Genomic DNA, 13,083 nt, shown 5'->3' on the forward strand with positions numbered 1-13,083 from the left:
TTGCGGGTCGGTGAGGATCTGATCGCGGCGGACCAGGATCGGGCGACGCCGAGTGGGTGGGGCCGATATCTGACGGGCATGGCGGTGATCGGTATTGCCGCGTTGATGCCGTTTGTCGTGTGGCGGCTGATACCGATCGCGGAGGCGTACGTGGTAGCGCAGGGGGTGTCTAGGGCGCCGTTTCGGGCGGCGATGCAGGTGGTGCAGACCGCCTACTGGGCACAGGCACTCAGCGGCCGTGGCGGCATCGGGCGTGGCGGGAGCGGCCGGCGGGGCGGCCCGGCCACCGGGCCGCCGCCGGGGGCCGGTCGGGGCGGACCGGGATCGGGTGGGCCGGGCGGCGCTGGGGAGCCCCGGAGCCTGCCCGACCCGGGACAGGGCAGGCGGCGCAGGCCACAACAGCCCAGACCACAGCAGACCCGATCGCAACCGGACACGGACGGACCGGGCGGCGACGGCGGCACACCCGGGAGTCCCGAGCCCGTTGGCGGTGACCGGCGCGGTCGGGCGAGTTCTGAGGGGAAGCCGGGCCAGGCCGGTCCGCGGCGACCCCCACCACACCGCGGTGCCGAGCCCGACCGCGGACCTGCAGGCACTTCGGGCCCGGCTGGACCGGCCGGGCCTCCGGGGCCCGCCGGCCCCCCAGGCTCGCCACGCACGCCCACCGCAGCCGGCGGCGGGTCTGCTCGACCGGGGCCCGTCGGGGCACCGCCCGGCTGGCGGCGCCGACCGCCGGCGGGCCCCACCCGGCCGGGTGGAGACACAGGTCCCGTCGCGGGCCGGCCCGAATCATGAGCGGACCGGAGCATCATCTCGTCCCGCGCCGGGCGGGCACGGCGCTGTTCGGCGCCAGCGTCTCGCAGGTCCTCCTGGTGGGGCTAGGAGTCGGGGGACTCGCGTTAAGTCCAACCTTGCTGGGCGGCGGCCTCGGCACGACGGCGGGGGTCGGGGCACTCGCCACCTGCCTGCTGCTCGCGTTCGTTCGTGCTGGCGGAGAACCCCTGGCCCATCTCCTACCGGTCGTCGTCGGCTACGCGCTGCACGCCCGCGGCGAACGTCGCGCACATCCCGATCCCGATCCCGATCCCGATCGCGTGCGCCGCGCAAAGGTTGGGTCGGTGTCGGCGGCGGTGAGGCGGAGATCCGCCGGTCGGGAGACTGGGCAATCGAATCTTCCCGGCCTGCCGCGGTCGATGGAGCTGGTGACGGCGTCGTCGGGCTGCCGTGTCCCGACCCGGACCGGGGAACCGGCGGGCCTGGTCCGCGACGGGCGCAGCGGGCTGATCACCGTGGTTCTCGACGTGCGCGGTGGCCCGTTCGGACTGCTCGACGGGGCGGGCAAGGACCGGCAGGTCGCCGGCTGGGCCCGAGTGCTGACCCAGTTCGCGCGGGAGGCACCCGTGGCCCAGCTCGGGTGGACCGTCCGCTCCGGACCGGCACCCGCTGTGGAACTCCCCGGCGATCCACCCCTCCGGTCGGATGCGGCGGGGCCGGCCCGGCCGCGGCAGCCGTCTCGGCCACTGGTGGCGTTGCTGGAGTACCGCCGGATGCTGGCCGAGGCGCAGCCTTCCCTCACCCAGCACGATCTTCGGCTATGGCTGACCGTTCGGCCGGCACGGGGAAGTCGCCAAGCTGATCTGCGGGACACCGCGCTGGCCGCCGCCGAGGCGCTCGCCGACCGGTGTGCCACCGCCGGTCTGCACGTGCGCGGCCTGTTGTCCACCGCCGAGCTCACCGAGACCGTGCTGGACCACGCCGACCCAGTGTCGTCCGCGCCCGCCAACCGGGAAGCCGAGCCGGACAACACCTCGCCTGCGGGCCTCGCGACCCGCGCCGGCCTTCTGGCAGCCGGCGGACGTCGGACGACGCGTCAGCTGCCGCCGGGCGGCCTCGCGATGCGGGCATGGTGGGACGCGGTGCAGATCGGCGCCACCTGGCATCGCGCGTTCTGGATCGCCGGCTGGCCCACCGGCGGCCTACGCCCAGGCTGGCTCGACCCGCTGCTCCACGACGTTCCGGGCGTGCGCACCCTCGCCGTCGCGATGGCCCCGGTGCCCTGGCGCGTCTCCCGTCGGCGCATCAACAGCGACAGCGTCTCCATCGACACCGCCGTCCACCTGCGCGACCAGCATGCTTTCCGCGTCCCCGTCCACCTCACCCAGGCACACGACGACATCGACCGCCGCGACGCCGAACTCACCGCCGGCTACCCCGAGTACGCCTATCTCGGCCTCCTCGACGTCACCGCGCCCAGCCGCGACGACCTCGCCGACGCCTCCGCCGCCGTCGTCGACCTGGCTGCCCGCTGCGGCATCGTCGACCTCCGCCCGTTGCACGGCCGGCATCACACCGCCTGGGCCGCGACCCTCCCCTTCGGCCTCGTGCCCCGCCGGCCCATCCTCACCGGAGCAGCCTGATGCCCCCTCCGACCGCCCGACGCGGCCGAGGACCCCGACGACGCAGACCAGGAGACCGTCGACTGGCGCTGCCGTGGAACGTCGCCACGACCGCGCATCTGGGCGTGGTGAACCCCTGGTCGATCGAAGCCGATCTCGGCAACCGCGGCGCCTTCCTCGGGGCCAACCGGCTCGCCGGTGGGGCGTTTCACTTCGACATCATCGACGCCTACGAAGCCGGCCTCATCCAGGGACCGAACATGGTCGTCTCCGGCGCCGGCGCCTACGGCAAGTCCGCGATCGTCAAGTCCTACGTGCACCGCGCCGCAGCCCTGTCCGCGCTGCACGGCCGACCCCGGTTCACCGCCGTCATCGACCCCAAAGGCGAATGGACCCGTCTCGGTGATCGCCTCGGCTTCGCCACCCTGCGCCTGCGCCCCGGCGGAAACCTCCGCGTCAATCCCCTCGACACCGGACCCAGCACCAACATCAACACTGTGGTGACGGGGGAAGGGCTCGACGACCAGGCAGCCCGCCGCGCCGCCGTCCTCACCGCCCTGCTCACCGTCGCCCTCGACCAGACCGAACTCCCCATCGGCCAACGCCGACTGCTCACCGCCGTCGCCCGCCAGCTGACCACACAGCAGGCCACCCCGACCCTCGTCGACGTCCGCCGGCTCCTCGCCCACCCCGACCATCGGCTCGCCACCGACCTTGACACCACACATGCTGAGCTCCTCGACCGCCGCCGCCCCCTGCTCGACGCCTGCGCCACCATGCTCGAACACGACCTGCGCGGCATCTGCGACGGCCCCACCACCTCCGGCCTGTGGGATCACGCCCCCGGCCTGATCCTCGACCTGTCCGCCCTGCTCACCCACCGCCGCGCGCTACGCCTCGTCCTCACCGCCGCCGCCGGCTGGCTCCAGACCATCATGTACGGCCAGACCCAGCAGCACACCATCATGATCCTCGACGAAGCATGGATCGCCCTCGACGACCTCGCCATCGTCAAATTCCTCCAGGACCAGTGGCGCCTGGGCCGCCAATGGGGCGCGGCGAACATCCTCATCACCCACGCCATCGCCGACCTGCACTCCCAGGTCGACACCGGCAGCGCCACCGGCCGCATCGCCGAAGGCCTCCTCAACACCACCTCCGTCCGCGTCTACCTCCACCAGAACCCCGAACAGGTCGGCCACCTCCTCACCGACCTCGGCCTCACCGCCACCGAAGCCACCATCCTCGCCGACCTCCCACCCTTCACCGCCCTCTGGCACATCGGCCCCCACACCGCCCTCGTCGACCACCTCATCACCCCCGGCGAATGGACCCTCGCCGACACCGACACCGCCATGCACGCCGGCACCCGCCGCTCGAGCTACCCGCGGAGCGGGACCCTTGGCCGCGGTTCTGGGGGCATGACGCCTCAAGAGGGGTGACGACTGTGTGGCCGGTGTTCGGGTGGTCGTGATCTTCGAGCGTCCTGGCGATGCGCGCTACGCCGACTCGTCAGGATGGAGACCATGTGGTTGCCGTTGCCGCTGGGGGAGAGGTTGCGGGCCGAGTTGGGTTCACCCCGGCGGGCTCGCCGGCTGGGTAGCAGTCCGCGGTCACGGGTGTGGCGGGTGGAACTGTCCGGCATACCCGTGGTGGTCAAGCAGTTCATCGACGGGCCGGGAGCCGCCGAGAGGTATGCCCGCGAGATCGCGGCGCTGACGCTCGCGTCCCGCGTTGACCCGCCCGTGGTGCCGAGGCTCCTCGGTACCGATCCGGACCAGCGGGTCCTGGCTCTGGAATATCTGGAGCATCAGCGGCCGCGGGAGGACTGGGTGGTCGCCTACGCCGAGGCGCTGGCTCGGCTTCACGCTTCCACAGGAGTCGAGGACACGGGCGTCCTGCCGGGCTGGTCCGGCGCGACCCAGGACGACGTCGACTTCTTCCTCCGGCTGGCCCACGCGCTCGGCGTTACTGCGCCGCTCGGGGTACGCGCCGAGCTGGACGGCCTCGTGAGCCGCCTGGCACGCTGCCCGGGCAGCGCCCTGCTGCACGGCGACCCTTGCCCTGGCAACGACCTGCACACCAGCAGCGGTGTCAGGTTCATCGATTTCGAGCAGGCGGTGCTGGGCGACGGGCTCACCGAACTCGCCTACCTGCGTATCGGGTTCCCGACATGCTGGTGCGTCACTGCCCCGCCGCGGCCGTTGCTGGAAGCGGCGGAGGCCGCCTACCGTGCGGTATGGCGCCAGGAGACCGGTCTCGATGTCTCAGGCGATCTCACCGACGCATGTGCCGGCTGGCTGCTGCGAGGCGACGCGCTGGTCGAGCGGGCCCGGCGGGGGACCCGTGACCAGCTGGCCAAAATTCCGCGCCGTGACTGGCGTTGGGGCACGGCGACGGCGCGCCAACGGCTCGTTTATCGTCTCGGAGTTCTCAGCGGGATGACCGCTGACGGTGGCGAGCTGGAAGGACTGGGGCAGCTCGCCGCGGCCATGCGCGACAGCATGCTCACCCGCTGGCCCTCACTGCAACCGCTGCCCGAGCGCCGGCCATGAACGCCGCTCCGACTGGCAAGGCTCTGAACTGAACGCCAGCCGATTCTTGAGGTGTCGAACCGCGGGAGGCCGCGAACGCGGCTTCGGCGGCGGTGGCTGCGGCTGCGGCTGCGGGAGTTCACGGTGTTCAAGGTGCGCTACTCGGTGGGTTTGGCGCCTTCTCCTCGGAGGCGGGTGAAGAGCACGTCGACCTCGTCGGGTGGGGCGTCGCGGTAGGTGGACCAGGCGTCGAGGATCTCTTCGGCGCCGCGGATCATGGTGTCGGGCAGGCCTGCGGCGCGTAGAGCGGCGGCGGCTTCGGCGAGTTCGGGTGACCATCGCCAGGCGCGTGCGGCGACGGAGGGCAGGTAGTCGGGTTCGGCGAGGATGGGCCGGCTGCGCCGTCGTCCTTCCTCGGTGAGGACGTCGGCGACACCGTAATGGTCGGCGAGGGCGTGCGCGAGTCCGGCGAGGGCGCGGCTGGCCTTCTGGAACACGGCCTGTGCGGTTTTGAGTGCCGATGCTGCGCCGAGTCGGGTGGAGATCGGCACCGCCGCCAAGGCTGATCCCGCGAACAGGTCCACTACGGTGGCGGTGTCTTCGGGGGCGCCGGCGAGGTAGAGGCGGGTGGTGCCGGGTTCGGTGGGTGGCGGCCCGATGATCGAACCGTCGACGAGGCGGACCCCCGCCTGCGCGAACGCCTCGCCGATCGATGCCATCCGTTCAGGGTGATCGCGTTGGCTTCGACGAACAGCCCGCGGCGGAAACCGGCTGCCAGCACTTCTGCGGCGACCTGGGCGGCGAACTGCGGCGGACACAGGGAAATCACGATGTCCACGTCGTGAACCAACGCAACGAGATCCCGCGCCGGCTCCAGTCCGGCGGCCGTGGCACGATCCGCCGTCGCGGCGCTGCGCTCATTCGGCAGCCACAGCACCCGCGCCGCCAGGGTGGCCTGCCGGCCGACGGCCGCACCCATCGTCCCGGGATGCAACAGGCCGACGGCCGGTCGCTGCAGACTCACGCGGTTGCGGTGTCGCCGGTACGGACAGGGGTGTCCGCGGCGCTGGCACAGATGGTGAGGATTGCGGCGCCGTCGAAGGCCGATCGCTCGAGTCGGGCGGCGAGGCCGAGTCGAGACAGGGACGGCTCCTCGTCGACGATGTCGTCGCGGGTCTGGCCAGCGTGCCGCCGCGCGTCCATCATCGTTGCTTCGTCTCCGAGGTGGCCGGTGGCGCGGGTCTTCAGTGTGCCTGCCCGCACTCGGGCGGTTTCGCGCAGCCGGCTTCGGCGAGGGCGCCTCACGGATCTGTTCTCGCCAGGTCGATGATTTCTGCGGCGCGTCTGCCGGTGGCGGAGGCGTGGTGAAGGCGGAGGAATGCTTGGCGGTAGGTGTTGACCTGGGTGGGGTCGTCGATGTTGACGGGTCGGGTGAGGAGTTCGATGTGGACGAAGGGGTCGGTGTCGGGGAGGTTTTCAAAGAGGACGAAGCCGCTGGTGCGCCAGACGGGTGCTGCGGCCATCGGCAGGATGCGGAGGTCGACGTTGGGCCGGTTGATGATCTCGCCGAGGCGGGCGAGTTGTTCGCCGTGTTCGGCGGGGGAGCCGAAGGGCCAGCGGAGCACGGTTTCTGGGATGACGAATTCCAGGCGCTTGGCGTCGTCGTAGAGGATCCGCTGGCGTTCGAGGCGGGCCAGGATGCGTTCGGCGAGGTCGGGTGGTGGGCCGTCTGGTCCGGCGGAGAACACCTGGCGGGCGTAGGCGGCGGTTTGAAGCAGGCCAGGGAGGATGGCGGGCTGGTAGCTGCGGATGAGGCCGGCTTTGGCTTCGGTGTCGGCGGTGGTCTGGCGCAGGGTGGCGGGGTCGCCGGCCTTGTCCCAGGACGCCGGTCCGAGGAGGGCTTCTTCGGCGAGGGCGCGGAGTTCGTCGTGTTGCTGCGGGGTGGCGCCGGTGGCCTGGCACCACTGTTCGACGTCGCGCAGGGTAATGCGCTGTTTTCCCGCTTCGACGCGGGAGACCTTGGGTTGTGACCAGCCGAGGTGGCGGGCGAGTTGGGGTTGGGACAGTCCGGTGGCGGCGCGCAGGCGTCCGAGCGAGCGTCCGAGACGTTCGCGTAGGGCGGGGGTGCCGAAGCCGCTCATCCGTGGTTAGTGGGACTTCCGGAATTCTGAGGTCATGAACTCGGCATAGGGCAGGGCGTGAGCGCGGGCCAGGGTGAGCAGGCTGGTGCAGGCGGCGAGGTCGCCCGGGGTGCCGGGGGTGTAGCCGGCGAGGTGGCCGTCGGGGGTGTAGTCGTACCAGACGAGGCTGGGATGGTCGGTGTCGCGGTCGAACAGGGCGAAGTCGCGGTGGGCGGTGGCAAGGTCTGGGTGGCTGGTGCGGTCGACGATCCAGACCTGTTCGCCGGCGGCGTGGTTCTCCGGGTAGGCGGCGTCCAACTCGTAGCGGACGTAGTCGCTCAGGGGCTGGTCGACGATGTGGACGCGGGCGAAGGTCTTGCCGGCGGCGACGGCGTCCCGGATGAGCTGCACGGTGGCAGACTTCGCCGGGCGGGCGGGGAGCGGTAGGCCTTCGCGGTAGGCGCGTTGGCGGTCGGCGTCGCCGGGCACCGCATAGTACTGGCGGGTCTCGAGGCGCACGGCTTCGCTGGTGAAGCTGCTGTAGAGCGCGACGAGCTGCGCGGGAGTCATACGCCCTCGGTCAGCCGGCGGGCCGCGTCGAGAATCAGCTGGCGGGGTAGGCGCACGGCGGTCTCGTCGGCCGCGAGGGTGAGCTGGGCGCGCGTGTCGCCGCCGATCTCGTAGCCCTGGACCACGACGTCGTCGCCCTCGACGAACACGCCGGGGCAGGTCTGCACGTCATCGCAACTGCCGGCCACCTGCTGTAGAGCCATGGGAGTCATCCTCTCCTATTCATTGTTATCCGTCTCGCCGGGAGTATCGCTCCCGTGCCGCGGATCGGTCAACATGCTGGACTGTAGTCCAGTTCTCCTGCCGCATAGATGGTTCCCGGCAGTGCTGCGGCATCGGCCGGAGCCGGCGACGGCGCGCCGACTCTTGCTAGTTATGCGAATAGATGCGATCCTATCCGCGGTCACTTGTTGATCGCGAACGGAAGATCCTTGAAGGAGGTCGTGTTGTGCTGACTCATCTTTCGACGCCATCGGTGGCGCGCCCGCGGGCGATGGTCGACGCACGGGGCTCGTCGCAGCTGCCGTCCGACCCGCGAGCCGACCAGATGCTCGAGCCGGACCCGTTCGACCTGGACCCGTTCGACCTGGACATCCGCGTCGCGGAGGCCGGCGACGGGATCAGGGGGTTGCTCTTCACGACGGACGGCGGTTGCGGCGCCACCTGCCCGAACTCCTGCGTCAGCAGCAGATAGCAGAGAGTCCGATCGTTGGCGACCGACCCTCTCGACGTGGTCGAGAACGTGCAAGGCAGATCCGTTAGGTCAGTCAGTCCGAGCCGGAGTCGGCAGAGACGCCACAGTGGAGGAAACGCGATGAGTACGACTACGCAGGGCAGCCCGGTCGAGATCGAGGTCGACCCGTTCGACCTGGACATCCGCGTCATCGAGGCAGGTGACACGGCTGCGGCACTGATCAATCTGACCGACGACGGATGTGGTTCCACCTGCCCGAAGGCGTGCGCTACGAACATGGGCTGATCGAGTTGCCGGGCCATCGAGACCAACAGACGGGAGAGGGGCAGATGACGTCGCGCGACGGCGGGCGGCCTTACCGCTGCGCGGATGCTCCACTCCTGCGCGCCGCCACGCATGCGGTCCTGGCGCTGCCGGCTTGGCCCGAACCGAACGACCACTCTCCCGGCCAGGTGGAGCGCTGGTGCGGGTGGCTGCGTCAGGTTTGGGCCAATGACGACATCGCCACAGCCATCGAGCTCGCCAGTCCCGGCCTCGCGCGGGCCGTCGAGGTGGCCTGCGCGGCTGCACATCCAGAACCTCGCCGCGTTCGGCGGGTGGTGCTCTCGACGGCCCGCTACCTGGCGCGGATGACCGGCCGCGCGACGCCGTTCGGCCTGTTCGCCGGGGTGGCGCCCGCCTCGTTCGGTCTCGGGGTCATGGTCCGCTGGGGAGAAGATCACCGCGGTGTTGCCCGGGTCGACGCGGGCTGGCTCGACGAGGTAATCGCGGGGCTGGAGTTATGCCGCCCGCTGCTGGAGCGTCTGCCGCTGATGGCCAGCAACGTGGCCTTCGCGCGCGGCAGCCGTCTCGTCGTGCCCTACCAGGCGGATGCCCGATCGAAGACGGCCGGCGGCACCGGGGCCTGGCCGGTCGAAGTGTCGTTGAGGTACACGGCGGCGGTGCGGTTGGCGGTCGAGGCGGCGCGGTCACCGATCCGCGGGGAGCACCTCGCGGCAAAGCTCGCCGCCGAGTTTCCCGCCGCGCCGACGGACACGATCGTCGACCTGGTGGCGGACCTGGTGGAACGGCGCGTGCTGGTCAGCGGCCTGCGCGCGCTGAGCACCATCACCGACGCGCTCGGACATCTCGTGGACCAACTTTCCGCCGCCAGCGCCGATGACATCGCGCAAGTGGCGGAGACGTTCGACCGGTTGCGAGAGATCAGGGCGGACCTGGCGGGCCACCGTCATGCCCCGACGGCTGCGGCCGCGCGTCGCATCCGGATGGAGGCGTCGGGCCGTATGGCAGCCCTGCGCGTATCGGAGCGTCCGCCGGTGGCGGTGGATCTCCTCATGGACTGCACGGTCGTCCTCCCGCGGGAGGTGGCGCAGGAGGTGCAGTCCGCCGCCTCGGCGCTGGTCCGCCTGGCCCGCTACCCGTCTGGCCCGCCAGCGTGGCAGTCCTTCCACATCCGCTTCTTCGAGACCTATGGCATCGGCAGCCACGTGCCACTCCTCGAGGTGGTGGATGCCGACGTCGGGCTGGGCTTTCCGGCCGGCTACCCGGGAGACGGCGCCCGGGAACGGCAGGAGCCTGCGTCGCACTCCACCCGTGACGAGCGGCTACTTGCCCTGGCCCAGGAAGCTGCGCTGGATGGACGCCAGGAGATCGTTCTGGACGATGGTCTGCTCGGTGAACTCGCGATGCAGGATCCGACGCGGATGCGCGTGCCGCCACACGTCGAGCTGTGTTTCCAGCTGCACGCGGAGTCGAGGGCCGCGATGGACGGCGGTGCCTTCCAGCTGGCCGTCGTCTCGATGGCGCGTGCCGCCGGAACGATGACCGGCCGATTCCTCGAAACGTTCACCGGCGCGCAGCGCGAGCCCTTGTCCAGCGTTCTCGCGGAGCTGTCCGTCGACGATCCGGCCGCGTTGCCCGCACAGCTGTCCTTCGCGGCGCCGGACCCGCGCGGCGCGCAGGTGACCCGTGTTCCGGAACTGCTGCCCGCCGTGGTCGGTCTGGGCGAGCATCGCGAGCCGTCCGACAACGTGATCCCCCTGTCGGACCTGGCGGTGACCAGCGACGGGCGGCGGCTTTCGCTGATCTCGCTGTCCCGGGGACGGCCGGTGGAACCGACAATGCTGCACGCCCTCGACCTGCGCGCCCACACCCCGCCGCTGGCCCGTTTCCTCACCGAGATCGTCCGGTCGCAGGCCGCCGTCGTCTCCGACGTCGACTGGGGCGCGGCTGCCCGCCTGCCGTTCCTGCCGCGCCTCATCTATCGCCGTGCGGTGCTGTCTCCCGCCCGCTGGCGCCTGACCGCGGCGGCCCTTCCCGGGCGCGGCGCATCCTGGCCGGCCTGGGAGGACGCATGGGCCGCGTGGAAAGTGCGTCGCCGGCTGCCGGACCACGTCTTGGTGGGCAACGGCGACCGACAGTTGTGCCTTGATCTGCGGGAAGCCGCCCATCGCGCGCTCTTACGCGATCATCTGGACCGAGTGAAAGTCGCCTCGGTGACCGAGGCTCCGGCCCCGGAGGCGTATGGCTGGTTCGGGGGACGCGCCCACGAGATCGTGGTCCCGCTGATCGCCACCTCTCCCGCGGATCGGGCGGCGCCGCCGCGGACCGTCCCGTCTCGGCCGCGTGTGTTCAACCGCGATCATGATCATCTTCCTGGAGTGTCGCCGTGGCTGTACGCCAAGCTGTACGGGCACCCGGCGCGGCAGACCGAGGTCCTCGGCGAGCATCTGCCCGCCTTGCTCGCGACGTGGAACGAGACACCCCCGTGGTGGTTCATCAGATACCGCGATCCGGACGGGCAGTGGCACCTCCGCCTGCGAATCGCGCTTACCGACGCTGCAGAGTTCGGATCCGCTGCGCATCGCGTCAGCGCCTGGGCGAGCCGACTTCGGAGTCTGGGCCTGCTGCGCGACGTCCAGTTCGCCACCTACCGCCCGGAAGTCGGCCGGTGGGGCGACGGCGCCCGGATGGCAGCCGCCGAGGAGGTCTTCGCCACCGACTCGCAGACGCTGGTCGCTCAGTTCGGAGTGGCGAACCGACCGTCGGCCTTGGCGCTGGCCGCGGCCCACCTCGTGGCGATCGCCGCCGGATTCACCGGCAGCTTGGACGCCGGCATGAGCTGGCTTGTCAGGCACGCGAGACCGTCGTCGCCGGCCACACCCTCACGCGACCTGCTAACCGAAGCGGTCCGGCTCGCCGACCCCGGCGACGGCTGGGCGACGCTGCGGGCCGCGCCAGGCGGGGCGAAGGTCATCGACGGCTGGCAGCGCCGTGATCGGGCGCTCGCCGGCTACCGGGCACTGCTCGCCGCAACCTGGGACATGGACCCCGACGCGGTGCTCATCGCGCTGCTGCACGCCCATCACATCCGGGCCGTCGGCATCGACCCTGCCGAGGAACGGACCGGCCTGCACCTGGCGCGCGCCGCGGCCCTGTCCTGGACCGCCCGCACCTACGCGACTGTCCCGGCCAGCCGGAGCGGCACATGACCGGCCAGCACCGGGAAGGCGCGGCGGCACTCAGCGCGCTCATCGCCAATCGCCTGGCCTCACCCGCCGACGTCGGGGACCTGGGTGCTACCTCGTGCTGGTGGCCGCAGTCGCTCGCGCATGGCGCGGCCGGAATCGCGCTGCTCCATGTCGAACGCGCCCGCGGCGAACTAGCGTCCTGGCAGCGTGCCCACGACTGGCTCCGGTTCGCCACCCGGCAGGAGATCAGCGGTGGCGACGGCAGCCACCTCTACCACGGTGCCCCTGCGCTCGCGTTCGCCTTGCACGGTGCCGCGGATCCACGCGGTCGCTACGCCCGCGCGCTCGAGCTTCTCGACCGCCGCATTGCCACCGCCACCCGGCGGCGTCTCGACCGCGCCCACAAGCGCATCGATGCCGGGGAGCTCCCCGCGCTGGCGGAGTTCGACACCATCCGCGGCCTTACCGGCATCGGCGCGCATCTGCTGCGCCGCGACCCGACAGCGGACCTCGTTCGCGTCATCCTGGAGTACCTCGTCCGACTCACCGAACCCATCACCGACGACGGCGAGACACTGCCCGGCTGGTGGACCGACCTCGCCCCCACCGGCCGCCTCGCACCCGAGTTCCCGGGCGGGCACGGCAACGTTGGGATGGCGCACGGGATCGGCGGTCCGTTGGCGATGCTGTCCCTCGCCGCCCGGCGGGGCATCCTCGTCGACGGTCAGCGTGAGGCGATCCGGCGGATCTGCGACTGGCTTGACCACTGGCGTCAGGACGGCGAGTCCGGCCCGTGGTGGCCGTACTGGGTGACCCGGGCGCAGCTGCGCGCCGGCCGGGTGGCCCTGCCCGGACCGGCGCGTTTGTCCTGGTGTTACGGCACTCCTGGTCTGGTCCGGGCCCAGCAACTCGCGGCCCTGGCCACCGCCGACACCGAGCGTCAGCAGATGGCGGAACAGGCCTTCGCCAGCGCCCTGCTCAATCCGGCCCAGCTCGCCGCGACCGTCGACGCGTCGCTCTGCCACGGCCACGCCGGGCTGCTCCACCTGGCCCGATACGTCGCCGCGGACGCGACCACGGCGGACCTCGCCGCCTGCGTTCCCCGCCTGCTCGACAACGTGCTCGCTACCATGCGCGCCGACGGAGCCGGCTCCGACCTCGCCGCCGGGCCGGGGGCGGCCATGTTCGACCGTCTCGGCCTGCTCGAAGGCCTCGCTGGAATCGGTCTGGCCCTGCACGGCGTCGAGAACGACCCGCCCTCCGACTCTGGCTGGGACGCATGCCTACTGATCAACTGAC

Annotated in this window: 12 protein-coding genes; 7 read left to right on the forward strand and 5 right to left on the reverse strand. The window is 71.4% G+C overall.

Annotation, left to right across the window (positions count from 1 at the left end; translation table 11 throughout):
- Positions 1-791: 791 nt before the first annotated feature.
- The 3 genes from AC5R91_RS00235 to AC5R91_RS00245 all read left to right on the forward strand — a co-directional run bounded on the left by AC5R91_RS00235 (position 792) and on the right by AC5R91_RS00245 (position 4,951).
- Positions 792-2,417 carry an SCO6880 family protein gene (locus AC5R91_RS00235; RefSeq protein WP_495395020.1) on the forward strand — a complete coding sequence of 542 codons (1,626 nt, stop codon included), beginning with the start codon at positions 792-794 and terminating at the stop codon, positions 2,415-2,417.
- A complete protein-coding gene (locus AC5R91_RS00240; protein ID WP_495395021.1) occupies positions 2,417-3,838 on the forward strand; it encodes a putative type IV secretion/conjugal transfer ATPase in 1,422 nt (473 codons plus the stop codon). Before AC5R91_RS00235 ends, AC5R91_RS00240 begins: the two co-directional genes overlap by 1 nt.
- 84 nt (positions 3,839-3,922) lie before the next feature.
- Positions 3,923-4,951, forward strand: a complete 1,029-nt coding sequence (locus AC5R91_RS00245) for a phosphotransferase (protein WP_495395022.1) — start codon at positions 3,923-3,925, stop codon at positions 4,949-4,951.
- Between the two features lie 137 nt (positions 4,952-5,088).
- Here AC5R91_RS00245 and AC5R91_RS00250 read toward each other — a convergent pair whose 3' ends face one another.
- The 5 genes from AC5R91_RS00250 to AC5R91_RS00270 all read right to left on the reverse strand — a co-directional run bounded on the left by AC5R91_RS00250 (position 5,089) and on the right by AC5R91_RS00270 (position 7,823).
- A complete protein-coding gene (locus tag AC5R91_RS00250) occupies positions 5,089-5,649 on the reverse strand; it encodes a DUF1932 domain-containing protein (RefSeq protein WP_495395023.1) in 561 nt (186 codons plus the stop codon).
- Between the two features lie 301 nt (positions 5,650-5,950).
- Positions 5,951-6,133, reverse strand: coding sequence for a hypothetical protein (locus tag AC5R91_RS00255; RefSeq protein ID WP_495395024.1), 183 nt, complete (start codon positions 6,131-6,133; stop codon positions 5,951-5,953).
- Between the two features lie 98 nt (positions 6,134-6,231).
- Entirely contained in the window at positions 6,232-7,071 is an 840-nt protein-coding gene (locus AC5R91_RS00260) for a helix-turn-helix domain-containing protein (RefSeq protein WP_495395025.1), read from the reverse strand.
- A gap of 6 nt (positions 7,072-7,077) precedes the next feature.
- Positions 7,078-7,620 (reverse strand): DUF6879 family protein, encoded by a 543-nt coding sequence (locus tag AC5R91_RS00265; RefSeq protein WP_495395026.1) that lies wholly within the window; start codon positions 7,618-7,620, stop codon positions 7,078-7,080.
- On the reverse strand, positions 7,617-7,823 hold the full coding sequence (locus AC5R91_RS00270) for a hypothetical protein (RefSeq protein ID WP_495395027.1): 207 nt from the start codon (positions 7,821-7,823) through the stop codon (positions 7,617-7,619). The genes AC5R91_RS00265 and AC5R91_RS00270 overlap by 4 nt, the downstream gene beginning before the upstream one ends.
- Positions 7,824-8,068: 245 nt before the next feature.
- Between AC5R91_RS00270 and AC5R91_RS00275 the strand changes: the two genes are divergently transcribed.
- The 4 genes from AC5R91_RS00275 to AC5R91_RS00290 all read left to right on the forward strand — a co-directional run bounded on the left by AC5R91_RS00275 (position 8,069) and on the right by AC5R91_RS00290 (position 13,082).
- Positions 8,069-8,314 carry an FxLD family lanthipeptide gene (locus AC5R91_RS00275; protein WP_495395029.1) on the forward strand — a complete coding sequence of 82 codons (246 nt, stop codon included), beginning with the start codon at positions 8,069-8,071 and terminating at the stop codon, positions 8,312-8,314.
- 120 nt (positions 8,315-8,434) lie between these two features.
- Positions 8,435-8,599, forward strand: coding sequence for an FxLD family lanthipeptide (locus AC5R91_RS00280; protein ID WP_495395030.1), 165 nt, complete (start codon positions 8,435-8,437; stop codon positions 8,597-8,599).
- Between the two features lie 44 nt (positions 8,600-8,643).
- Positions 8,644-11,805, forward strand: a complete 3,162-nt coding sequence (locus AC5R91_RS00285) for a lantibiotic dehydratase (RefSeq protein ID WP_495395031.1) — start codon at positions 8,644-8,646, stop codon at positions 11,803-11,805.
- Positions 11,802-13,082, forward strand: coding sequence for a lanthionine synthetase C family protein (locus tag AC5R91_RS00290; RefSeq protein WP_495395032.1), 1,281 nt, complete (start codon positions 11,802-11,804; stop codon positions 13,080-13,082). Before AC5R91_RS00285 ends, AC5R91_RS00290 begins: the two co-directional genes overlap by 4 nt.
- Position 13,083: the final 1 nt, after the last annotated feature.

This window comes from Frankia sp. BMG5.60, assembly GCF_059428125.1.